Origin of the sequence: Pedobacter anseongensis, from assembly GCF_037482965.1 — a bacterium.
GTDB classification, from domain to species: Bacteria; Bacteroidota; Bacteroidia; order Sphingobacteriales; family Sphingobacteriaceae; genus Pedobacter; species Pedobacter anseongensis.
Genome location: NZ_JBBHKB010000002.1, coordinates 1 through 23,450 on the forward strand (window position 1 = coordinate 1; position 23,450 = coordinate 23,450).

Annotated in this window: 20 protein-coding genes; 12 read left to right on the plus strand and 8 right to left on the minus strand. The window is 38.1% G+C overall.

Annotated features, from left to right (window positions below; genetic code table 11):
- Window positions 1–4,228, minus strand: a 4,228-nt coding sequence (locus WG904_RS07095) for a beta strand repeat-containing protein (protein WP_339578618.1), incomplete at its 3' end; no start/stop codon positions are given.
- A 246-nt stretch (window positions 4,229–4,474) separates the two neighbouring features.
- Here WG904_RS07095 and WG904_RS07100 point away from each other — a divergent pair.
- Window positions 4,475–6,316, plus strand: coding sequence for a glycoside hydrolase family 2 protein (locus tag WG904_RS07100; protein ID WP_339578619.1), 1,842 nt, complete (start codon window positions 4,475–4,477; stop codon window positions 6,314–6,316).
- A 3-nt stretch (window positions 6,317–6,319) separates the two neighbouring features.
- Here WG904_RS07100 and WG904_RS07105 read toward each other — a convergent pair whose 3' ends face one another.
- Window positions 6,320–6,775 carry a hypothetical protein gene (locus WG904_RS07105; protein WP_339578620.1) on the minus strand — a complete coding sequence of 152 codons (456 nt, stop codon included), beginning with the start codon at window positions 6,773–6,775 and terminating at the stop codon, window positions 6,320–6,322.
- Between the two features lie 41 nt (window positions 6,776–6,816).
- Entirely contained in the window at window positions 6,817–8,115 is a 1,299-nt protein-coding gene (locus tag WG904_RS07110; RefSeq protein WP_339578621.1) for a DEAD/DEAH box helicase, read from the minus strand.
- Between the two features lie 173 nt (window positions 8,116–8,288).
- Here WG904_RS07110 and WG904_RS07115 point away from each other — a divergent pair, with 173 nt between their 5' ends.
- From WG904_RS07115 to truA, 6 genes are all read left to right on the plus strand, one after another.
- A complete protein-coding gene (locus WG904_RS07115; RefSeq protein ID WP_339578622.1) occupies window positions 8,289–8,693 on the plus strand; it encodes a hypothetical protein in 405 nt (134 codons plus the stop codon).
- A 22-nt stretch (window positions 8,694–8,715) separates the two neighbouring features.
- Complete coding sequence (locus WG904_RS07120) at window positions 8,716–9,162, plus strand: hypothetical protein (RefSeq protein ID WP_339578623.1); 447 nt, start codon at window positions 8,716–8,718, stop codon at window positions 9,160–9,162.
- 125 nt (window positions 9,163–9,287) lie between these two features.
- A complete protein-coding gene (locus WG904_RS07125) occupies window positions 9,288–11,711 on the plus strand; it encodes an alpha/beta hydrolase family protein (RefSeq protein ID WP_339578624.1) in 2,424 nt (807 codons plus the stop codon).
- Window positions 11,712–11,714: 3 nt separating this feature from the next.
- On the plus strand, window positions 11,715–12,530 hold the full coding sequence (locus tag WG904_RS07130) for a ThuA domain-containing protein (protein WP_339578625.1): 816 nt from the start codon (window positions 11,715–11,717) through the stop codon (window positions 12,528–12,530).
- Window positions 12,531–12,604: 74 nt separating this feature from the next.
- On the plus strand, window positions 12,605–13,066 hold the full coding sequence (locus WG904_RS07135; protein WP_339578626.1) for a DinB family protein: 462 nt from the start codon (window positions 12,605–12,607) through the stop codon (window positions 13,064–13,066).
- A gap of 10 nt (window positions 13,067–13,076) precedes the next feature.
- Window positions 13,077–13,871: a tRNA pseudouridine(38-40) synthase TruA gene (gene truA, locus WG904_RS07140; protein WP_339578627.1), complete on the plus strand. Its 795-nt coding sequence runs from the start codon at window positions 13,077–13,079 to the stop codon at window positions 13,869–13,871.
- Window positions 13,872–13,919: 48 nt separating this feature from the next.
- Here truA and WG904_RS07145 read toward each other — a convergent pair whose 3' ends face one another.
- Complete coding sequence (locus WG904_RS07145; protein ID WP_339578628.1) at window positions 13,920–15,191, minus strand: ABC transporter permease; 1,272 nt, start codon at window positions 15,189–15,191, stop codon at window positions 13,920–13,922.
- A gap of 21 nt (window positions 15,192–15,212) precedes the next feature.
- Here WG904_RS07145 and WG904_RS07150 point away from each other — a divergent pair, with 21 nt between their 5' ends.
- Together WG904_RS07150 and WG904_RS07155 are read left to right on the plus strand one after the other, a co-directional pair.
- Window positions 15,213–16,433: an exo-beta-N-acetylmuramidase NamZ family protein gene (locus WG904_RS07150; RefSeq protein ID WP_339578629.1), complete on the plus strand. Its 1,221-nt coding sequence runs from the start codon at window positions 15,213–15,215 to the stop codon at window positions 16,431–16,433.
- Window positions 16,434–16,443: 10 nt separating this feature from the next.
- Entirely contained in the window at window positions 16,444–16,674 is a 231-nt protein-coding gene (locus tag WG904_RS07155; RefSeq protein WP_339578630.1) for a hypothetical protein, read from the plus strand.
- Window positions 16,675–16,805: 131 nt separating this feature from the next.
- On the opposite strand, the gene WG904_RS07160 is transcribed toward WG904_RS07155, so the two are convergent.
- Window positions 16,806–17,840, minus strand: a complete 1,035-nt coding sequence (locus WG904_RS07160) for a DNA topoisomerase IB (RefSeq protein ID WP_339578631.1) — start codon at window positions 17,838–17,840, stop codon at window positions 16,806–16,808.
- Window positions 17,841–18,064: 224 nt separating this feature from the next.
- Between WG904_RS07160 and fmt the strand changes: the two genes are divergently transcribed.
- Window positions 18,065–18,973, plus strand: a complete 909-nt coding sequence (gene fmt, locus WG904_RS07165) for a methionyl-tRNA formyltransferase (RefSeq protein ID WP_339578632.1) — start codon at window positions 18,065–18,067, stop codon at window positions 18,971–18,973.
- On the opposite strand, the gene WG904_RS07170 is transcribed toward fmt, so the two are convergent.
- Together WG904_RS07170 and WG904_RS07175 are read right to left on the minus strand one after the other, a co-directional pair.
- Window positions 18,939–19,781 (minus strand): aminotransferase class IV, encoded by an 843-nt coding sequence (locus tag WG904_RS07170; RefSeq protein WP_339578633.1) that lies wholly within the window; start codon window positions 19,779–19,781, stop codon window positions 18,939–18,941. The genes fmt and WG904_RS07170 overlap by 35 nt on opposite strands.
- 2 nt (window positions 19,782–19,783) lie before the next feature.
- Window positions 19,784–20,818 carry an RluA family pseudouridine synthase gene (locus WG904_RS07175; RefSeq protein WP_339578634.1) on the minus strand — a complete coding sequence of 345 codons (1,035 nt, stop codon included), beginning with the start codon at window positions 20,816–20,818 and terminating at the stop codon, window positions 19,784–19,786.
- Between the two features lie 270 nt (window positions 20,819–21,088).
- Between WG904_RS07175 and WG904_RS07180 the strand changes: the two genes are divergently transcribed.
- Together WG904_RS07180 and WG904_RS07185 are read left to right on the plus strand one after the other, a co-directional pair.
- Window positions 21,089–22,120: a DUF6588 family protein gene (locus WG904_RS07180; RefSeq protein WP_339578635.1), complete on the plus strand. Its 1,032-nt coding sequence runs from the start codon at window positions 21,089–21,091 to the stop codon at window positions 22,118–22,120.
- Window positions 22,121–22,987, plus strand: a complete 867-nt coding sequence (locus WG904_RS07185; protein WP_339578636.1) for a 1-aminocyclopropane-1-carboxylate deaminase/D-cysteine desulfhydrase — start codon at window positions 22,121–22,123, stop codon at window positions 22,985–22,987.
- Window positions 22,988–23,071: 84 nt separating this feature from the next.
- Here WG904_RS07185 and WG904_RS07190 read toward each other — a convergent pair whose 3' ends face one another.
- Window positions 23,072–23,395 (minus strand): hypothetical protein, encoded by a 324-nt coding sequence (locus tag WG904_RS07190; protein ID WP_339578637.1) that lies wholly within the window; start codon window positions 23,393–23,395, stop codon window positions 23,072–23,074.
- Between the last annotated feature and the right edge of the window lie 55 nt (window positions 23,396–23,450).

Consider the following 23,450-nt stretch of genomic DNA (forward strand, 5'->3'; position numbering starts at 1 on the left):
AGCTACCGGCTACCAATCCAGTGGCCGTAGCCGCTGTACCGCCGCTCGGCGCCCATGAATAGGTATAGCCCGGTGTACCGCCCGTTGGGGATACCGAAGCGGTGCCGTTGCTGCCGCCAAAGCAGCTGATATTGGTCTGTGAACCCGCGGTTAGGCTAATCGCACTCGCCGGCTCGGTAATTGTGAAATTCTGTGTAGCTTGTAAATTATTCGCATCAGTTACCGTTACGGTATAGGTGCCGGCTACCAATCCAGTGGCCGTAGCTGCTGTACCACCACTTGGTGCCCATGAATAGGTATAAGGTCCAGTACCTCCTGAAGCTAGTACTGTAGCTGAGCCATTACTGCCGCCAAAGCATAAAACATTAGTTTGTGCATTAGCACTTGCTGTTGGGCCTGTAATACTTACATTACTAACTGTAATTCCATTTGCGATTAGATCGGCAATATTACCTCCTGTAATTACCGAATTCCAATCGTCTGCAGCCGAGAGATTATAAGTAGTATTTGATATCGAGGATATTCCATTTTTATTTAACAAGGCACTTACTGCGGCAATATCGGCCCCACTTAAAGTAACCGAGAATGATGTTGCGCTGGTAACTTCTACATTACCTGTTGTTGTCAAGGTTCTGGTTATCCCGTTATTTCCTGTAATGGTTAATTTACTTACCGTAATGTCATTAGTGGCGCCAACTGTTTTTACTAACCCCGTTCCAGTAACTGAAAGTACATTTGTAGAAGCATCATAAGTTGCTGAGGTGATGGTTGGTGCAGAAACATTACTTACCGTGATTGCATTTCCCGTTAAATCTGCAGCAGATGTGGTAGTTGCATTCCAATTAGCAGCAGCGGCGAGATTATAGGCTGTAACATCTACAGCAGACGTACCATTATTATTTAAAATTCCATTTATATTCAAGCGGTCTGCGGCATTTAAGGTAATGCTAACTGCCGTCGCACTGCTTGCCGTAACGTTGCCAGAGGTTAGCGTGTAACTGCCGCCCTGTCCTGCAATAGAAAGTTTGGTTGGGTCTATGGTATCGCCTGTAATCATATTTGCGCCCGTTACAGCAAGCACCCCAGTAGAAGCATTATATGTTGCGCTTGTAATGGTTGGCACCGCTGTGGCTATCGGAGTACCAACCTGTATATTATTCACAGCCACGTAAATGTTTACTGAATTCGAAAAAATACGAACCTCGTCGATATCGTTAAAATAAGCTGGCGTTAATTCTCCTGATTGATTTTTAGTTACTCCATCTCCGTTGGATGGCAGCGTTGTGGATACAAAACCTACAAGGGTTCCATTATTATATCCAGCAATTCGAACTGGTCCAACTGCTCCCCAATCTTGCAATTGAATCGATTTTAAGGAGAAGTTTGCTGCTTGACTTGAACTTTTTATCACAAGTGCCGAAAAACCATTCAACGTAGTGGCAGGGTCAGGCCCGGGTGTAATTCCATTAAATCCATTAGGAGAAGAGAGATATTGATCATTTTCCCATCTCATCGTTGCTCCTGTCGAATAAACACCGGTGCTTTTATCTCCTGCAAAAATTTGTAGATCAAGATCGCTGATAGTTGCAGAGTTTCCATTTCCATCCACCGCCATCGTAGACATACCATCACCACTGGTAAAGGTTAGTGTTGGTGATGTTGATAACGATACCGCAACTGGTGCAGCAGTTGTAGTTAAGGTAGTTGGATTATTTGTAGCAGTTGTTGTTTGGTATTGTTCACTTCCTACAGCTCCATTATATTCAATGGTCATTACCTGATAGCTGGTACCTGCAGTGAGGCCAGTAATATTTACTGAAGTACCAGTCCCTTTATAGACACAGAACCAACCGGTTGCACCAATCTGTGTTCCTGATCCGAAAATAGCATTTGCGGTATAAGTTGTGTTATTTACAGGTGTAGCTGTACCAGAAGATGCCGCTCGCATAAACACAGCTCTCGAAGTACCAGTTCCGTTTACCCAGCTTGCAGTACTCGTAGTGGTGGTGGTTGAAGCGAAGCTTACATTAGTAGATTGTGTTAAGGGAGCAAATGTATAAGTAATATCATCTATTGCGGCATAGCGTAAGGTTCCACCTACGGCTACCATAATTTCATCAACCTCTATGTTCGTGACATTCGAATTTCCATTTGCTGTTGAGCTAAAATCGACTAAGGTAAAACCCTGGTTATTACTTTGTAAAGTATTAATGGAGGCCGAAGGCAAAGTAACTGTATATACATCTACACCTGATTTTCTACCCGTGAAGGTAACGGCTCCACCATTTGTAACGGTATTACAATTTGACGAAGGGAAAACCCATAAACTCTTAATTTTCATATATCCAGCCGTAGCGGATTTAATGCTGCCAACTGTACCGGCGGCCGACAAGCAATTTCCATCATTGGAAACAATAAAATCGTCGGCATTATGGCCCAAATTGGCATATATTGTACCATGTAAACTTCCAGTAAAAGTATATTTCATACCACTAACTCCATTGGTAAAAGCGCTAGCATTATTTCCGATACTGGGGAAGGTTTCTAAAGTCCCAGCACTGGCAACTGTTAATGTAGCTGCATTCGAGGTAGCTGCTGGCGTACAGGTACCAGAGGCGATAACACGATATTGATAGCTATTCAATCCTACTGTAGCATTACTTATGGTAAGGGTAGCGGTGGTTGCGCCAGAATAAGGTGCTCCATTGGTTATATTTGAAAACCCTGAACCCGTATTTATTTGCCATTGATAACTAGTTACCCCACTTGCAGTTGTGGTAAAGGTAGTCGAAGAACCTGCCGTAATGCTCGAGTTTGATGGATGTGAAGATATATTGGGAGCCGCGTTAACGATTAAAGTGGCAGCGCTAGAGGCTGCTACAGGAGAACAAGTTCCGGTAGCTATCACTCTATAGCTATAGCCACTCAATGAAGCTGAAGCTGCGGTTATCGTTAAGGTTGATGTAGTTGCTCCAGAATAGGTAGCGTTGTTAGTAATATTACTAAACCCAGCACCCTGATCTACCTGCCACTGGTAACTTAACGCATTGCTGGCTGTTACACCAAAGGTTGTATTCGATCCGGCGCAAAGGGTACTATTAACTGGATGAGAACTAATACTGGGTGCGGAATTAACGGTAAGTGTAGCTGCATTAGAAGTAGCAGAACCACTACCGGTAGCTACGCATTTGTACTGATAAGCGTTCAATCCTGCCGTTGCACCTGTTATGGTTAATGTAGTTGTGGTAACACCAGAATATGGAGAATTGTTACTCAATGCATTAAATGTGGAACCCCCATTAGTAGAAACTTGCCATTGATAGCTTGTCGCGTTACTTGCGGTCACCGAAAAAGTAGAATTTGAACCGGCACAAACCGAACTGTTAGAGGGCTGAGCAGTAAAAGAAGGAGCAGGAGCTGCCGACTCAAAAAGCCTGAAATTATCAATTGCGAACTCTTGGGTTGCGCTTGCATCAGCGCTTACGGTAAAACGGAGCGACATTGTAGTACCAGTGCCAGTAATTGGCCACGAAAATTCTTGAAACGTTTTGTTAAGTTCAGTGCCATCTCCAATTTTGTTATCATCGGTATCTTCTTTTAGATAACCTGCATTAGTTGATGATGCATCTCCAACAAAAGAACCAATCCTAGTCCAAGCGCCCCCATCGATGCTATACTCTACCCTCAAAAAATCATAAGTCGCACCGAAAACAATATTTTGCCAACCCATGCTTCGGTGTGATGCGAATAACCCTTTAAAACTCATTCCAGATTTCCCACTAATATTGATCCCTGTCCACTCAATCTTCTGGACTTTATCATTTACATCAGTAACTCCACTTCTTACCCTGTCGGTATCCTCACCTGCCCAAAATTTACTTCCTTGAACATTCTGATAAGTTGTAAAATTATCACCAGGAAAGGGAGCTTGTAAATTAAGATTAGTACCATCCGTTCTTAAAAAATAATAAGCATAGGGAACCGAAGGGCCACCTGTATTTAAGGAGGCAGTGCGTGTACCCGCACTCGGTGCGTTAGTATCTTCAAAAGTATCGCTCCAAAATTGAGTTTGGCCATTCGCCCGCCCAGTTGTAAAAAGCAAAATAATAGTTGCACATAATGCGAGTGCATAGCGCTTAGTGAAATTAAACTTCAATAAAAATCTAGAAAAACTAGGTATAAAGATACCTAAAGCCACAGAATGGCTTGAATTTGGGAGAGAGTTCATAGCGTTAATTTAGAGCAGTATTATGATTTATAAGGTTGATATTACCTTATACCTAATGTGAGTAAAAATAGAAACTTCTTTTTTTAATTGCAAAACTTATCAATTATTAACTATAGGTTAATAAAATTAACATGTTGAAATGAAAATAAAATTTTAGTTTGTTGTTACGATGCTACGACACTAGATAGCACATACAATGCGAATTAATCAGAAAATTGTATCTTAGGCTAACCAAATGTTTTCTCAATGAAATTTTCTACTTGCTTAATTGCACTCAGCTTTTTAATCTCCTTTACCGCTACCGCCCAAACATGGAAACCCGTTTCTGGTAAAATTGCATCACCATGGGCCGAAAAAGTAGATCCTACAAAGCCTTTACCTGAATACCCCCGTCCGCAATTGGTGCGCGATAATAATTGGAAAAATTTAAATGGTTTGTGGGATTACGCCATCATCAAAAAAGAAGATACGGCTATGCCAAAACTATGGGATGGTAAAATTCTAGTACCCTTTGCCATCGAATCATCACTGTCTGGTGTAGGCAAAACCGTAGGTGAAGAAAATTTATTATGGTATCATACCACCATTGACATTGGCAAAATGAAAAATTCCATTCAACTTCATTTTGGAGCTGTAGATTGGCGTACAGACGTTTATGTAAACGGAGCTTTGGCAGGAAGCCATGAAGGTGGATTTGATCCTTTCTCATTCAATATTACTCCTTTTCTAAAAAAAGGCAGTAAGCAAGAAATTGCCCTTCGTGTTTGGGATCCGTCAGACAAGGGACCTCAGCCTCGTGGCAAACAAGTGGTAAAACCGAGTGGCATTTGGTATACCCCGGTAACCGGTATCTGGCAAACGGTTTGGATAGAGAGTGTGGCCTCAACACACATTGTATCAACTAGGCAAACGCCTGATATTGACGCCAAAAGCTTGAACCTATTTACAAAAGTTACCAACGTACTGGCGGATGATAAAGTAAGGATAAGTGCTTATGATGGCGCAAATAAAGTAGCTTTCGTAGAAGCCGCACCTAATCAGGAAGCTACGCTTAGTCTTCAAGAACAAAAGCTATGGTCGCCCACCCACCCTTTTTTATACGATTTAACGATAGAGGTGGTTCGAGGTGGAAAAGTAATCGACCAAGCGAAAAGCTATTTCGCCATGCGTAAATCATCATTAGGAAAAGATAAAGATGGCACAATGCGAATGTTGCTAAATAATGAATTTACTTTTCAATATGGTCCACTCGATCAGGGTTGGTGGCCAGATGGTTTATATACCGCACCAACGGATGAAGCCTTAAAGTTCGACATCACCAAAACCAAAGAAATGGGTTTCAACATGATCCGCAAGCACATTAAAGTAGAACCTGCACGCTGGTATTACGAGTGCGATAAGCAAGGTGTTTTAGTATGGCAAGATATGCCAAGCGGTGATTTAGGCAATAAATGGGAAATGCGGGTAGGCGATTATGGCGGTACAGATAAAGATAGAACACCAGCTTCGGAAGCGAGTTATAGAAAAGACTGGAATAATATTATGGATGCCTTACATAACTTCCCTTCTATTGTAGTTTGGGTACCCTTTAATGAAGCATGGGGACAATTTAAAACTAAAGAAATTACGGAATGGACCAAGAAAAAAGATCCTTCAAGATTGGTAAATAGTGCAAGTGGAGGTAATTTCGAGGTAACTGGCGATATTGTTGACTTACATAATTATCCTGAACCTAAAATGCCAAGACCAGATATATTTGGTAAAACGCAAGCAATTGTTCTTGGAGAATTCGGCGGCTTAGGTTTACCTGTGCTTAATCATACTTGGCAAGACAACAACAATTGGGGTTATCAAACCTTTAAAAATGCAGATGAATTATTTGCCAAATATTCGACATTTATGGATCGATTAGCAGTGCTTATCCAAAAAGGATTATCGGCGGCAGTATACACGCAGACTACAGATGTAGAAATAGAAACCAATGGCTTAATGACTTATGATCGAAAAGTAATTAAAGTCCCAGTTGAGAAATTAAAAGGGGTAACCGATAAATTATATGATAAAACTTTAGTCAAATTAAACAGATAACCATTAGCCGATTGCGGTAAGTATAATAAGCATAACATACAACAAGCTACCAATTAGGGTAATGATGCCCCAAAATTTAAATAACGATTTAATTTTGCCAAAGGCTTCGTTTAAGCTGGCTTGTTCGCCATATAAAACACCGAGTTTTGCTTTACTGGTGTATTTAAAGAGTAATAGGCTTGGATAAAATACGGCAAAGGCAAAGATCAAACAGGAAATAGTGAGGACAACTGGACTTAATTTTGATGCAGCCATGGCCTCAGCTAACTTAGGGTCGGTGGTCATAGCCGGTCCGATAGTAAAGGCTGTTAAAACTAAAAATCCTGATACTACAAAGCCAAAAATCGCTAGAAAGTTAGTCCATTTTGTGGTATCGTAAATATAACTACGCATATCTTCGGTTACGATAAGGGTTGGTGTGGTTTCTTGATTGTCCGTTTCTTCTATTTTGTCGTGCATTGGGGATATTGTTTTTTCAAAGATAAGAATTTCTGCAAATCCTACCCATGCTTCTTCTTCTTATTCATAATCGCCTTTTGCCCAATCCCATAATTGGAAGTTTTTGCATTACTTTCTTTTCTTTTATGAAAAGCGGCATCTTGATAAGCTTCTTCTTCGGCTTGTTCTTTCGTTTGTTTCTTTTTTTGCGAACTTGCTTTGGTTACCTCTTCTATTAATAAGTCTGAAGGCAAATCGGCTATTTCTATTTTCTGGCCTATAGCTTGTTCGATCTTCCTAACGGTTGGCAATTCTAAATCGGTAGTAAACGTTATCGCTACCACATCTTCATCATTCTGTTTTAGTACTCGATTTAAATAGGTTTCCTTTTGCTCTGGCAACTCGAAATGGAAAATGAAGGGAATGCCTGAAATGTCTAAGCTAGTAAGATTCTCATTTGCCACAATTAACACTCTAGCTTCTGCATCTTCTTTGAAGTCTTCAATGGCATCAAAGCCTGGTTCATCAAAAAACAAAGGCTTATAAACGAAAATATCAAGTGCCTTACCATCAAATAAATCTTTAGCTAAAGTTTGTGCAGTTAGGCGAGTATTTACAAATACAACCACTTTATTAAAAATTTCTTTATCCTTTAATAACAAATTTAAAAGATTAAGTTTTGTTCTGAAATTCGGTACGTGATACAGCAATTGTGTATGGGTTTCGACTTTCTTTTCGTTTAATTCTTCAACTTCGATCAAAGTAGGTTGTTTCATGAAAGAATCGATCATTTTATACAGTCGATCGTGAATTACTTCAGTAAAGATGAGATGTTGGCATTTTTGTATGCTATTGGCCAATTCATTAATCGCTAACTGCATGCCAGAGCGTACCATTTCGGCAGCATCGTCGACTACCAAAGTTTGGATTTTGTTAGTGTTTAAACCTAATTTCAGATAAATAGCACGCGCACGAGCTGGAACAGCCACAACAATATCTACCCCGTCGGTAAGTTCATTAATTTGCGTTTCCATGGCTCCATCAGCATGAATCCCAACAATACGAATACTTGTATTACGGTTTAATAAATTAAATTGATCAACCACCTCGAGCACACGTTCTTTAGTAGGCACTAAAATTAGTGCACGTGGCGCTTCTTCAAATCCATATTTTATGCGCATCAAAACGCCAAGAACATAGGTAGTTGTTTTACCGCAGCCCTCTGGCCCAACCCCAATAATATCTTGCCCACCTAAAATACGCGACATACTTCTGGCCTGAATTTCTTTTGGACTTAGATACCCCGCCGCTGTCATGGCTGAGATTAATGGCTTACTTAATTTTAACTGTTCTAAAGACACGCTTCTGCTTTTTTTGATGAAAGGCAAATTTACTTATTAATTTGAGGATGTGCTAATTTGCTAATTCACTAATTTACGATTTTGTTAAATTGCCTGTAACGTTTTCAACCTCAAACTCGTATTAATACCAACACACAAATGAAACCTTGAATTTTTGAACCAAACCTATACAAATGAAGAAACTGCTCTACGTGTCGACGCTTGCATTCGCTTTAACTGCCTGCGAAAAGGAAGAAATACCTTTGGTTCTTGATGGAACCTATTCGGGAACCTTTAGAACCTTAGAAAATAAAAAAGAAAAAATTAGCGATTTTGAGGTTATATTAGATAACAGACGTTTCATTACCAATAAAGGCGGCGCTGGTTTGGGACCTTTTGAGGTTGGCAGGAGCGGTATGGTTAAATTTTATGACGAACTATTTTATACTGCTAATTTCGACTGGAATACTATTTTAACTGGAGATTACAGCTATGAAGTTAAAGGAGATAGTTTAATCCTCATCAAAACTTTCCTTGAAACTGCGTATAAACCCAATCCTAGCAATTATTATCAATATCGATTAAAGAAAATTAAGTAAAAGACCCTATATCTACTATCTTATGTCTATCAAAAAAACCAAAACAGCATTATTAAGTATTATTACATTACTTACAATTTTAGTATTTGTACAAGCATGCGAAAAATCGGATGCACGAAGCTTAACAGGTACAATTCTCCTTACAGATAAGGAAACGAAAACCGTTGTGCATCAAGGTAAAACTATAGCTATTACCGCATCAGATTTTAAAGATAGTCGTTGCCCAATAAATGCAGACTGCATATGGCAGGGCAATGCATCTGTAAAAATTAAGTTTAAAGACGATGTAAAAGAACAAGAAATTACCATGTGTTTAGGTGCCTGTGATGTATTATCAGTGCCTCTACCAAAAACGATACAATTAAACGGAACTACCTACAAAATTAAGTTGGAAGAAATCACACCCTATCCAACTTTGGATAAAAATAAGCCGGAAGTTTCGAAGGCTAAGCTTACATTTTCGGAGTAGGATATAAACATTTCGCTATGTACACCCTACTATACTGCATCATTGGATGAGTTTCATATCAAATTTTCGATACAATTTTAAATCTTCCTTCAAAAATACGTAAGTTTAAAGCTTAACGTATTGACATGAAAAAACTCATACTCAACCTCTTTTTAATTTCATTGAGCATTGGATTATTTGCCCAAGATGCAATAAATTATCAACTCCCACCAAAAGCAATTTCAGATTTACTATTGGCTAAACCAACACCAGGCGTAAGCATTGATAGCAAGGCCGAATGGATGTTATTCAGCGAGCGCAACTCCTACCCTTCGGTAGAAGAATTAGCCATGCCCGAATACCGTATTGCTGGTATGCGTATTAATCCCAATAATTATTCGCCTAGCAGGCAAACCTATATCAACAATTTCAGTTTAAAGAATATTAAAACAGGAAAAACAATGGCCGTAACTGGCTTGCCTAGTCCGCTTTATGCTGGTGGAGGGAACTGGAACCCTAGCGAGACCAAAATTGCCGTTACCCATACTTCGCAAACTAGAATAGACCTTTATATTATTGATGTAGCCACAGGAAAGGCGCTTAAAGTTAACAAACAACCAATAAATGCAATTATGGGCGGTGGTATAACTTGGGTCGACGACAATACCTTATTGTATCGTGTAACCACAAAAGCCGCCAATTTGGCACCAGTTAGGCCCTTAGCACCTAAAGGTCCAACCATTCAGCAAAGTTTAGGTAAAGCAGCCCCAAGTGCTACTTTACAAGATTTAATTAAATCCCCATATGACGAGCAATTGTTCGAGTTTTTTGCAACTTCACAATTGGTGCAAAATAGAGCGGGCATAGAAACTCCAATTGGCAAACCAGCAATTTACAGTAGTATAAGTTTATCCCCTGATAAAACCTACATGATGGTTCGTAAGATTAAAAAACCTTTTTCATATTTGGTATCGGCAGGAGGTTTCCCTTCTACAGTATCAATTACCGATAGAGCTGGTAAAGTGGTTAAGGTACTGGCTGATTTGCCATCGACCGAAGTTAGACCAACAGGGAATGACAATGTACAAAATGTACCTCGTGGTTTCGACTGGAGAGACGATGAAGCAGCGACAATTACGTGGACAGTGGCTTTAGATAGTGGATTGATCAAAAAGAATGTTCCTTTTCATGATGCAGTAGTATTTTTATCGGCACCTTTTACAGGTTCGCCTAAAGAATTATTAAAAACCAAAATGCGTTTTGGCGGCATTAGCTGGGGAAATGCAAATTTTGCCTTAGTAAGAGAAAGCTCAAGAACCAATCAAATGTCGAGAACGAGCCGTTTTAATCCAACTACAGGAGCCATCGAAACCTTGTACGAATTAAGTACAAACGATGCATACAACAATCCAGGAAGTCCGGTAACTGAAAAAAATAAATTCGGCCGACAAGTAATTTTAACAATAGAAAACGGCACTAAGCTTTTATTAAATAACACTACGGGTGCATCAGCGAAAGGCGATTTACCTTTTCTTGCTAAATTCGATTTAGCTACTAAAAAATCAGAAATCTTATGGCGTGCACAACCTGGTGCTTTCGAGATGGTTACCGATGTGCTAGACCCTCAAAAATTGGTACTTATAACCCGTAAAGAGAGCCAGAAAGATGTGCCTAACTATTATATCAAAAACTTGATGCTGCGTATAGCCGACAAGCCTATCACCTCATTTGCTAATCCCTATTCGCAAATGGAAGGAGTTAAAAAGGAAAAAATCTCGTATAAGCGTGCAGATGGGATTGATTTAACGGGCGATTTATATTTACCTAAAGGTTACGATAAAGCAAAAGACGGCCCTTTACCGGTTTTAATATGGGCTTATCCACGCGAATTTAATTCAGCTGCTGATGCGGCTCAAATTAGAGGTTCGCAAGATCGATTTACTACGATTAGTTCTGGCGGACCGCTATTCTTCGTCACACAAGGCTATGCAGTATTGGATAATGCAGAAATGCCAATTGTTGCAAAAGACGGCAAAAGACCGAATGATACCTTTGTAGACCAACTAAAATTAAATGCTGAAGCAGCAATCAACAAACTTTCTGAAATGGGTATTGGTGATAGAAACCGTATGGCGGTTGGCGGACACAGTTATGGGGCATTTATGACCGCTAATCTATTGGCACATACGAACTTGTTTAAAGCGGGTATTGCTCGAAGCGGTGCATATAACAGAACCTTAACACCATTTGGTTTCCAAAACGAAGACCGTACCTACTGGCAAGCCCCGCAGCTTTACTACGAAATGAGTCCATTTAGCTATGCCGATAAAATTAAAACACCCATATTGTTAATACATGGCGAAATGGACGATAATCAAGGCACCTTTCCAATTAACAGCGAACGCTTGTTTAATGCCATTAAAGGACATGGCGGTACAACTCGTTTTGTTTACTTGCCTTACGAAGCACACGGATATAGAGCAAAAGAAAATCTTTTACACATGCTTTGGGAGATGAATACTTGGCTAGACACTTATGTTAAAGGCGCAAAGCCTACAGGAACGAAATAACGGATGAAAAAACTCCTCTTTTTAATGATCTCCCTAGTTTCTGTTGCTACATATGCCCAGAAACCAAAATTTAACGTAATTGCGTTTTATACTGGAAAAAATGACCAAGCGCATATTAGTTTTGTTCACGAGGCAAATAAATGGTTTCCAGAAATGGCTAAAAAATATGGGTTTAGCTATGATTCGACTTCTAATTGGAGCAATTTAAATACAGCGTATTTAAAAAAATACCAAGTGGTATTATTTTTAGATACTCGTCCAGAAGCCCCTGAACAAAGAGCGGCATTTAAGCAGTATATGGGAAATGGAGGGGGGTGGATGGGTTTTCACTTTTCTGCCTTTGCCTTAACACCATCGGCTTATAGTCAGAATTGGGATTGGTACCATGACGAATTTTTAGGCTCTGGGCAGTATGGCAGCAATACCTGGCGTCCAACATCAGCTGTGCTGAAGGTAGAAAACGCAAAACATCGCGTGACAAAAAATCTACCTTTGAAATTTACCGCACAACCGAACGAATGGTATCGCTGGGAAAAAGATTTACGCAAAAATCCGAACATTAACATTTTATTAGCTATTGATTCGAGCAGTTTTCCATTGGGAACCGGCCCAAAAGCGTACGAAATATGGCAAAATGGCTATTATCCCGTAGTGTGGAGTAATAAAAATTATAAAATGGTATACGTAAACATGGGTCATAACGATATGGATTATGAACACAAATACGGAAAAACTACAACTTCCCTATCATCGAGTTTTGGCAGTGAAAGCCAGAATAAAATGCTAATTAATAGTTTAATGTGGCTAGGAAAGAAATAGTTGGGAGTTCCTCAAACGCAAAACATTCTCTATATTTGAGTTTCAATACGCAATACTCATAGTTAAACACCATTATGCAAAAAATCATAGAAGTAATTAAAGCCTGTCGAACAAAATGGTTAACGATGCTAGATACCCTAACAATCGAGCAATTAAACACGATCCCAACAGGATTCAACAATAATTTAGCTTGGCAAATTGGTCACGTCATCGTTAGTCAGCAAATATTATGTTACCGCTTGGCTGGACAAAAATTTGTCATTAATGAAGATTTGATCGACCGCTATAAAAATGGCTCAAGGCCTGAAGGTAGCATTAATGAAGAAGAAATCAATCTTTTAAAAGGCTATATGTTAAGTACAATCGATCAACTAGAAATTGATTTAGAGAACGGGGTTTTCGATAACTATACCCCCTATACCGTTTCTACGTATGCTGGCTTTACCTTAAACAGTGTAAAAGATGCATTAACTTTTATTGTTTCGCACGATGGATTACATTATGGTTGTAGCTTGATGATGAAGAAGCTGGTATGAAGGTAATTTAATGAGATACTTCTTCCATATCGCCTACAACGGGCACAACTACAGCGGATGGCAAAAACAGCCCAAAGTAAACAGTGTACAAGAAGTTATCGAAACAAAATTAAGTCAGGCTTTTAAAACCCCCTTAACCATTAATGGTTGTGGCCGCACCGATGCGCAGGTACATGCCAGCCAATTCTTTTTTCATGTAGATATTGAGCAAGAATGGGACTTCGATTTAATTTTTAGGTTAAATAAGTTGCTCCCTCATACTATTTCTGTGTTCGATATTATCCCTTTGGGTGGAAAACCACATGCCCGGTTTGATGCTGTACAGCGAGAATACGATTATTATCTACATACTTACAAAGATCCATTTTTAAGTCAGCTAAGCTCTTACTATCCGCTCGAGTTAAATTTAACAGAAATGGCCAAAGCAGCTTCACTTTTACCAAATTATCAAGATTATAGAGCACTTTGTACTACACCCGACAAAAATGATCATACCATTTGTTTTGTAAAAGAAGCCTCTCTATATACTTCTGCAGATGGCAAACAAGTAAGGTTTCATATTGCTTCTAACCGCTTTTTAGGTAAAATGATTCGAATAATCATGGGCAAGCTGATTAAAATAGGCATAGGTAACATGAGTGTTGATGAGTTTGAACAGCTACTCCTTACGAAAGAAACGCCCAAATTATTAGAGCCCGCCCACCCTACTGGCCTCTATCTTTCAAAAGTTACTTATCCGTACTTGAATTTACCTACACGAACTGAATTTTCGGGCTTGCAACAGAAAGACTGGATTAGGGTTTAATTTGTGAATGTGCAGCTTAACTAACTCAAGAATTAACTAATCCTCAATTTACTTAAACCTAATTGCCTTTACGGGGCTAATCCTACTCACCAACATTGAAGGAATTAACAATACCAACGAGCAAATTAACAATGTAGCGATATTAAGCAATAGCACATCAGTGAAATGAACTTCTATAGGCACATGGGATAAATAATAGTTTGTTTGATCTAATTTAAACAGATGCAGGTATTTTTGCAAAAAGGCTAAACCTAATCCTACTATATTCCCTAAAAGTAACCCAAAACCCACTAAATATATCGCATTATATAAGAAAATTTTCATCACGCTAAAGTTAGAAATCCCCAAAGCCTTTAGGAGGCCGATCATAGTAGTTCGCTCTAATATCATAATTAACAGTGCCGTAACCATATTTATCACACCTACAATTAACATTAAAATAAGCAATACCCTTGTATTTACATCAAGTAACGATAACCATTGGAAAATTTCTGGTGTACTTTCTTCCACTGAGCGTGAGCGTAGTTTAAGCTCTAAATTGCTATAGACCTGATCAGACACAGGCCTTAAGTCGGCAAAGTTCTTAATCCTAACTTCAATACCTCCTATCAAATTTGGATCCCAATTACCTACGTCCCTCACGATTTTGATGTTGCCTACTACAAAAATCTTATCGATGCTTTCTATCCCAATATTATAAATACCTACAATAGTAAATTTACGAGCCTTTGGGGGGTTCTTAATAAAATGCATGATAAAACTGTCGCCCAGTTTAAGCTTTAAACGTTTTGCTGTATATTGCGAAATTAAAATCTCATTTTTAGCAGGATCTTTAAAATTTATAATCGTTCCACTTACCAAATGGTTCTTTATAAAACTCCAGTCATAAGTCTCGTCTATTCCTTTAAAATTTATGCCTTCCACTTCATCATTTGCAGCAATAATTGCCGAGGTAGTAGCAAATGGGTAAAAAGAAACAATGTTAGCGTTATTTTTCAGGTTAGCCAGTGTGGTATCATTAGGAACAAAAGGAGCTTTTTCGAAAGAGCCATTTAAATCAAAACGATAAATCTGGATATCGCCAACAAATCCCCTTACCTTATTTTGAATTTCATTTTTAAAACCAGTAATAATGGCTACTGATAGAATCATCACCGCAAGGCTAAGCATTACCCCAGCAATGGCAATCCGCACAATCAATTTAGAAAATGTACGTTCTGATTTAATGGCAATACGCCTCGAAATAAAATATTCTATGTTCAAATTTTGTAATAAATTGTAACTTAGCAAAAGTGCTGATTCGATTTCGATTTCGCACATAATTATTTTAAAAAACCAAAGATGAAGAACACAACACTTTTATACACCCTTTTTTTAGCTATTTTCACTTTCAGCGCCTGTGCACAAAAACCAAAAGATGCAATTAAAACCTCCACGGCGATTAAAACGGGTGCCGAACAAACTAAACTCTACTTACCGTTATTAAAAGGAAAACGTATAGCCATATTAGCCAACCAAACTTCGGTAATAGGCAATGAAACCACCGTGGATGTTTTATTAAAACATAAGATTAATATCGTTAAAATTTTTGGTCCAGAGCATGGTTTTAGGGGCAATGCAAGTGCAGGCGTTCATGTAGATGATGCAATTGATGCAAAAACAGGAATTAAAGAGATCTCATTATACGGCAAACACAATACCCCAACAAAGGAAGAATTAGCCGATGTAGATATTGTAATTTTTGATATTCAAGACGTGGGCGTTCGTTTTTATACCTACATTAATTCATTACAGCATTTAATGGAAGCTTGTGCGGTAAATAATAAGGAAGTGATGATTTTAGACCGGCCAAATCCGAACGGCTTTTACGTTGACGGGCCAATTTTAGACCCAAAACATAAATCGGGCATTGGTGTACAACCCATTCCAATTGTACATGGTTTAACTGTTGGAGAGTATGCGCAAATGTTAAATGGGGAGGGATGGTTAAAAGATAAAGTGAAATGTAAGATTACGGTTATTAAAAATGCAAATTATACACACGATATGCCGTATGTTTTACCCATTAAGCCATCGCCAAATTTAAATACTGCACAGTCTATTTTATTGTATCCAAGTACCTGTTTATTCGAGGGCATCTATTTAAATCATGGTCGTGGCACACAATTTCCTTTTACGGTTTTAGGTGCTCCATATCTGAAAGGAATTTATGATTTTTCATATACCCCAACGGGTATAAAAGGGATGGCCGAAACGCCATTGTTTATGGATGAGGTGTGCTATGGATTAGATTTAAGAAATTACGATACGTCTATTTTTAGGAAAACCAAACAAATTAATATTGCCTGGGTTATAGAGTTGTATAAAGCATCCCCACAAAAAGAGAACTTTTTTAAATCCAGTTTAAGTAAGCAAATGGGAAGTATTGAAAAGTTAATTGGGGTGGGAGATTTTAGACAACAAATTATCGACGGAAAATCTGAAAAAGAAATCCGCGCAAGTTGGGAACCCGGATTGAGGCAATACAAACAAATGCGTAAAAAGTATTTGCTTTATCCATAAAATGGAAGCGATGAACACTGAAGAAAATAAAAAGAGCAATAAGCCTAGCAATTATTTAGAACCGCAGCCAAAGGGAAAAGTAGATAAAGGCGATAAAGCGGTTAAAAAGCCCGAAGATAAAGTGTATAAAAAGGATTCTGCTATGGCAAAGACTAAAAATCCTGCGAAGCAAAAAGAAATTAGCGAGCAACCAGTGCATTCAATAGGCGAATCGTCATTGCGAGGTACGAAGCAATCTTAAAGTGACATAACAGTAAAGAGATTGCTTCGTACCTCAGAATGACGAATATTTTAAGAATCACGGTCTTTGCATCCTATCTAAATACTATCTACTCAGTATCAGTACTCAATATTCATTTAAACCATCTCATGCTAGGACGACTTTTTCGAAGTTTCCTTTAAAAACTGCAGTAGTACTTTCTCATCATTCTCTTGTGATGTTGTGCTATTTATTTTTTTCAAATATTTGGTTAATCCCTCTTTTTCGAATGTTTCTAACAACAATGGATACACATAAGAGCTTTTACAAACCGCTCTGGTATTCCCTAATTTTGCAGCTACCACATCTAAAACCTCAACAATAATCTTTTTTTTCGACATTTCTGGATATTGATCGGTAAAACAAGCCAATTGCCTTAAAGCTTCTAAGGTTCCTCCCCAAGTTCTAAAATCTTTTGCGGTAAAATCGCAATTGGTAATTTCTCTGATATAGTTATTTACCATACCCGAGTCGATTGCTTTATGTGCTTTACCATTGGTGTAAAATTGAAATAATTCTTGTCCTGGTATATCTTTACATTGCTTAACTAATTTGATTAAATTCTTATCATTAAGTTCAATTTCCTGTTTTACTCCTTTTTTACCTACGAAACTGAGGGTTGCTTTTACGCCATTTTGTTTAAAATGCTGATCTTTTAGCGTGCTTAAACCATAACTTCCATATGCCTTTTTATACGTTTTGTTTCCTATTCGAATCAAGGTTTTCTGCATCACTTCACTACAAATCGCTAACACTTTCCGCTCATCGAAATTTTTTCTTCGCAAATCTTTCGCAATTTGGCGACGCGCCATTGGCAAGGCTTTTCCAAATTCTAATAGTCTGAAATATTTATGGTCAGATTTTCTCGTGGTCCAATCAGTATGGTAACGATACTGTTTACGGCCTGCTGCATCAATACCAGTCGCTTGTAAGTAGCCATTTTTTTTTGGCGAAATCCACACTTCTTTCCATGCTGGTGGGAGCACTAATTTTTTAATCCTTTCTAAATCCTTTTCATTTGTGATACGATCTCCATATTTATCTACATAATAAAATTTACCTGGCATACCTTTCCTATAAATGCCAGACATACTGTGATGCACAAAAACTAAGTTACTCGAATCGATAATCTCTGAGGTTGGAACCATATTAATTTAGAAAAATGAGTTAAATTGCAAAGAAATAACAGAAAAAGATGAAACCATTAGGAGTAAACCCCTTACTTTTAAAATCAACTTACTCATAATAGCTTCATCACCATTGAAAAACAATAACAGAAAAAGATGAAACCATTAGGAGTAAACCCCCTACTTTTAAAATCAACTTACTCATAATAGCTTCATCACCATTGAAAAACAAATAACAGAAAAAGATGAAAATAGTTTTTATGGGTACGCCCGAGTTTGCAGTCACTTCCTTAAGTTACTTACAACAAGAAGGTTTAGAAATTGTGGGGGTAGTTACCGCTGCTGATAAACCTGCCGGAAGGGGTCAGAAATTGAATGAGAGTGCAGTGAAAAAATATGCCCAAGAAAATGGACTTCCCGTTTTGCAACCCATAAAATTAAAAGATCCCTTATTTCTCGAAGAACTAAAAGCACTAAACGCCGATTTATTTGTGGTAGTTGCCTTTAGAATGTTGCCCGAAGTGGTTTGGCAAATGCCAGCAAAAGGAACTATAAATTTACATGGATCACTATTACCTCAATATAGGGGTGCGGCACCAATAAATCATGTACTTATTAATGGGGAACACGAAACAGGAGTAACTACCTTTTTTCTTAAGCAAGAGATAGATACTGGAGATATTATTTTTTCGGATGCAATTACAATTGCTGATGATGAAACTGCTGGAAGCTTGCACGATAAACTGATGGTCTTAGGGGCTAATTTATTAGTTAAAACAGTTAAAGCTATAGCGGCTGATAACTATAACGAAGTACCCCAGCCGCAAAGTGAAGAATTAAAACAAGCCCCTAAGATTTTTAAAGAGTTTTGCAAGATAAATTGGAATCAGCCTAACCAAACCGTTTATAACCACATTAGAGGTTTAAGTCCTTACCCTACAGCTTTTACCAGCTTAAACGATAAAACCTTAAAAATTTTTAATGGGGAGCCAGATAATCAAGAACCTGGCATATCTCCTGGCGCTTTTTTAACGGATGGCAAAACCTACCTTAAATTTGCTACTAAAGATGGATTTATTAAAGTTACGGATGTACAGTTCGAAGGAAAAAAAAGAATGCTTATTGATGAGTTTTTACGAGGAATGAGGTTATAGTTTTCGCCATCTCATTAAAATAACGTTTTCTCCCATAACCCATTACCCATCGAACACCAGCGCTTGCATTTGTTACGAAGACTTCGTCTGCCTCTTTTAAGATTTCTGGACTAATCTGTGCTTCAACAACTGGAATATCGTTCATTTTAGCGAGTTTTAAGATTACAGCTCGCATCACTCCAGCAACACAACCTTCAGCTAATGCAGGTGTATACATCTGATTCTGATACACCACAAATACATTAGAGCTCGTACTTTCACATAAAAAACCATTTTGATTTAAAATAATAGCTTCGTCTAACCGATGTTGCTGCTGATATAAACCGGCCATTATATACAATAGCGCATTAGTTGTTTTGTAATTAGCTAATTTATTAATCGGCTTTGTGATTTCGTCGTATACATCGATGATTAAGCCCTTTTGGTTAAGCTCATAATTTGCGTTGCTTAACGGTGTCGATTCGAGTATATACCCTGGTTTATTGCTCAATGGTGTATAAAGGCCTTCACCATCTCGATAAACGGATAACCGAAACCTAACATTACCATTAAATTTATTCTTTCTTGCCAACTCAACAGTCTTTTGCTTTAAAAAATACTCATCGAATAAAGCATATCCATCTAATTTAATGGCTTTCATTGCTGCCCTTAGCCGGTCTGCATGTAATTCGGCAAATTGTAGTTTTCCATTACACATTCGCATCGATTCGAAAACGCCATCGCCAAATCTAAAGCCCCTATTAGACGCCTTCAACACGGGTTGATCAGCATTTACAAACTCATCGTTCACTAAAATAAAATTCGACATACTTATTGATGTGGCTGTAGGCTATAATTTCTCCATTTGGTGAGTACGGCATCAAAGTCGGCCGGCATAGGCGCCTCAAATTCCATATATTCCTTGGTTGTAGGGTGTACAAATCCCAATATTTTGGCATGCAAAGCCTGACGTGGCATTATCTCAAAACAATTATTCACAAATTGTTTATATTTTGCGAAGGTAGTTCCTTTTAAAATTCTATCGCCGCCATAATTAGCATCACTAAACAAAGGATGCCCGATATGCTGCATATGTGCTCTGATTTGGTGTGTGCGACCCGTTTCTAGTTCACAGCTTATTAAGGTAACATAACCTAAACGTTCTAGTACACTATAATTTGTAGCCGACCATTTCCCTTTCTCTTCATCATCGTACATGTCCATCACAATTCTGTTTTTTAAGCTCCGACCAATATACCCCTCAATCCTTCCATCTATTTCAATATCACCCCAAGCTAAAGCAATGTATTTTCTGGTTATCGTATGATCGAAAAACTGTTTAGCCAGCTTGGTCATGGTAATTTCATTCTTGCTGATGAGCAAAAGCCCAGAAGTGTCTTTATCTATACGATGTACCAATCCTGGTCTACCATCATTACCTGGCAAAGTGGGCAATTGTTCGAAATGATAAGCTAGGGCATTTACCAGTGTTCCCGTATAATTGTTAAATCCGGGGTGTACCACCATACCTGCAGGTTTATTCACTACTAACAAATCTTCATCTTCATACACAATATCGAGGGGTATATTTTCAGGATATACCTCAGTGTCGCGCGGCGGATGGGCGAACACAATAGAAATTTCATCAGCAGGCTTAACCTTATAACTTGATTTTATCTCCTTTTTATTTACAAGTACATTACCGGCATCAATTGCATTTTGGATACGATTACGTGAAGCATTTACTAGACGGTGCATCAAAAACTTATCAATTCGTAACAGCGACTGTCCTTTATCTACAACAATGTTAAAATGTTCAAATAAATCTTGTTCTTCTTCTCCCTGCTCTATATTATCGTTTTTCATTAAGTTTATTCTTTATTAGAGTGATGTATTTTTGAAATACTCATTTATTTAATAAAAATAAGCATTTAAGTCGCGCTATCTCTTCCGCAAAAATAAGATTAACAATTAGATAATCTATAAAAATAATTTTTGGCTTATTTTTTGATGATAAACAGACCTAAAGCAATCACTCCTATGAAAACTTTTACTGAAAACTTAAAAATTGTTGTTAATTTTTTTCCTTATCTGATTAGAAAGATTTACTTTCGGCCTTGATAGCCAATTAGATAAATGAGAAAAAAAATACGCTTCGGGCTTAAAGTCTTAATAATTCTTTTATGTCCACTACCAGCATTTTGCCAAGAAGATATAGGCGAGTTGTTTAAATCAGGCCCTGGTGACGCTACTCAGCTTATTAATGCGTACATCAGCCCTTTATTTAAAGGTTTAGGTATCGGTTTAAATTCGGGGTGGACAAACACTGCAAAAGCTAAAAAACCACTCCGTTTCGATTTGCGAATTACGGGAACGGCTGCTTTTGTTCCAAATGCTGATAAAGCATATGATGTTAACACCTTAAATTTAACTGGCCTTCGACCTGTAGATCCGAATAAAACAGTTGCACCCACTGCATTTGGAGCAGAAACAGAAGGGGCAGAAATGGAGTTTTATAGCAATGGTTTTGCAACAGGTCAATTCAAGCTTCCTAAAGGAACAGGCGTTGGCGTTGTACCATCACCACAAGTACAGTTAACTATAGGTTTATTAAAAAACATGGACGTATCGGTACGATTAGTTCCAAAGGTGAAAATAAGTGAAGATGCTGGCGATATTAGTCTTTTTGGCATTGGAACAAAACTAGAATTATTACCTATGTTAATGGGTAAAAAAGCAAAAATTACGCCTATAGATATCGCAATTGCAGGAGGCTATTCAAAACTTAAATATAACTTACCACTAAATGTGAATGATGAGCCCGTTTCCGATCAAAATGTTAGTGTTGAAGTTACAGGTTATAGTGTTGAAGCCATTGTTTCTAAAAAATTAGCTTTTTTTACCCCTTTCGGTAGCATCGGATACACGACCTCAACGTCTGATTTGAAAGCTTTAGGTAGTTATAAATTTGATGCTCCTACTCCACTCGACCCAAATTATCAACAAACTTATGTAGACCCTATAAACTATTCGAAAAAAGATATTGATGGCCTTAAAGCGACGATCGGGTTTCAAATGAATTTAGGATTTTTTAGAATTTATACTTCATACACCCAGGCTCAATATAGTTATGCAAACGCCGGTATTGGTTTCGGAATAGGAAAATAATTGGAAATCTATAGCCCAATTCATACATTTAGTTACGACGCTTTAACTCAAATTTCGGTTAAACGTGATGATTTAATAGACCCCTACATTTCAGGTAATAAATGGCGAAAACTTAAGTATATCTTAGCAAATGCCATTGCAAAGAAAAAGAAACACCTAGTCACCTTTGGCGGTGCCTTTTCCAATCACCTCGTGGCAACGGCCGCCGCTGGGGCTAGATATGGATTTAAAACTACCGCCTTTGTACGGGGAGAACAGGTAACGAACGAAATGCTGATGATATGTAAGCTTTTTGGGATGCACCTAATTTTTGTAGATCGAGCAGAGTATCGTGAGAAAGAGGTTCTATTCGAACACTACTATAAGGATGATAATGAGGCTTATTTTATTAATGAAGGTGGTGCGAGTGAAGAAGCAGTTAGGGGTTGTGCCGAAATTATTAAAGAACTTCCGGTAAACTATGATTATATTTTTTGCGCAGCTGGAACAGGTACTACCGCAGCGGGGTTACTGAGAGGTTTAAATAGCGTCGACTTAACTACGGAATTACATGTTATACCTGTATTAAAAGGTGGTGAATTTATAGCTGAAGAAATTAAGCATTACGAAAAAGAGCTCAGCAAACTTCATTTACATACAGACTATCACTTTGGGGGTTATGCAAAAATAACTCCTGAATTGGTTGTTTTTATAAAAGCGTTTACATCAACAACTGGTTTGTTAATCGACCCCGTTTATACAGCAAAAATGTTTTATGCTATTAACGATTTGGTAAAAAAGGGTGCCGTTAAAACAGATGCTAAAATTTTAGCTATTCACACTGGAGGCTTACTTGGGATGTTAGGAATGAAAGATAAGTTTATTTAATTAACTCTTTTCACCATTTTAGGCTATGTGGCTAGTTTCTATCACTGAGGAACCTCCGAAAACCAAAGACTTAGGTGGTTGAAATCATTTATCGGCATCACTGCCTTTAAAAACATTTAAACTCGCCGTTTTCCAAAAAATATAGTTTAACCTTGCACAAACATCTGCAACAATCAATTCTATCTCCTTTGGCACATCATTCGCAATTCGCCAACGAACGGTATATTTAGGATTATAAGACAAATAAATTACTACATCAGCTAAAAAAGGCTCTACAAACTCCAAATCCTTTAGATGGATAGCCTGCAACTCTTCTGAAAGCCTTTTTAACCGTGCCGTCATCACCTTTTTTAAAGGCTGGGCAGGGTGAACTTCAAAATCATAAATTGGGACTACAGTTACAATCATTTGCTAAAAATATTAGCAAATATAGGTTTTTATTTCTACCAAAAGCGATATAATT